Raw genomic sequence first — 1,040 nt, forward strand, 5'->3', positions numbered from 1 at the left:
GCCAACGCGGTGAATGACCTGATCAACCTGGCGAACAGCGCACTGGGGGCGATGAACCGCAGCGACAGTGACAACGGCACCACCCAGGCGGCGATCAGCGCCGGCACCCTGACGGTACGCGACAATGCCGAAGCCAGTGCTGGCCTGAGCCGAGACACCGCCAACGCCAACGGCAGCCTGGAGACGATTTTCGACAAGGAGAAAGAGCAGCAGCGCATTGCACGTGCGAAGCTGATCACCGACATCACCGGCCAGGTGGCGGACATCGCCAGAACGGAAGGGAAAATCGCCGCTACCCAGCAAGCGAAAGCGCAAATGGCGAACGTCACCGCGCAAGAGCGTGAGGCGAAACAGGCGGAATTGAGCAAGGCGAACGGCGGCCAAGCGGTCAGTGCTGACGAGGTCGAGAAGGCACTGTACAGCGATCGCTACAACGCTGCGCTGCAAACGTCGCCGTATGGCACCGGGGGATCGGTACAACGGGGTATCCAAGCGGTCTCGGCGTTGATCAGCGGGTTAAATGGTGGCAATCTGGCGGAAGCATTGACCGGCGCAGCGGCGCCGTACCTGGCGGAAGAGATCCACCGCCAGACCACCGGTGCCGATGGTCAAACCGACATGGCGGCGAATGTGATCGCTCACGCGTTACTGGGTGCCTTGAGCGCGGTAGCGAGCGGCAACAACGGGTTGTCGGGAGCGGCAGCGGGCGCCAGCGCGGAGTTGATGGCGAACGCGATCATGAACTCGCTCTACCCGGGCAAAAAAGTGAGTGAATTAACCGAGGAAGAGAAGCAGAATATCGCCTCACTGAGCACACTCGCCGCCGGCCTGGCGGGAGGGCTACTGGGCGACAGCAGCAGCGACGCCGCGAAAAGCGCCCAGATAGGGAAGAACGCGGTGGAGAATAACTACCTGAGTGTGTCTGAAAAGACAGAACTTGAGTTAGCGAAACAGGCGTTACAAAAGGCGACTGATCCGGCTGAAAAAGAAAAAGCGCAGGAAAAAATCAACGCACTGATTGAAAAAGATATTAGCAGTAA

General features: G+C 59.7%; 1 protein-coding gene. It reads left to right on the forward strand.

What is annotated here, in order from left to right:
- On the forward strand, positions 1-1,040 hold a 1,040-nt coding region (locus EOJ37_RS14280), incomplete at both ends, for a VENN motif pre-toxin domain-containing protein (protein WP_162473716.1).

The organism is Serratia microhaemolytica (assembly GCF_004011885.1).
GTDB classification, from domain to species: Bacteria; Pseudomonadota; Gammaproteobacteria; order Enterobacterales; family Enterobacteriaceae; genus Serratia_G; species Serratia_G microhaemolytica.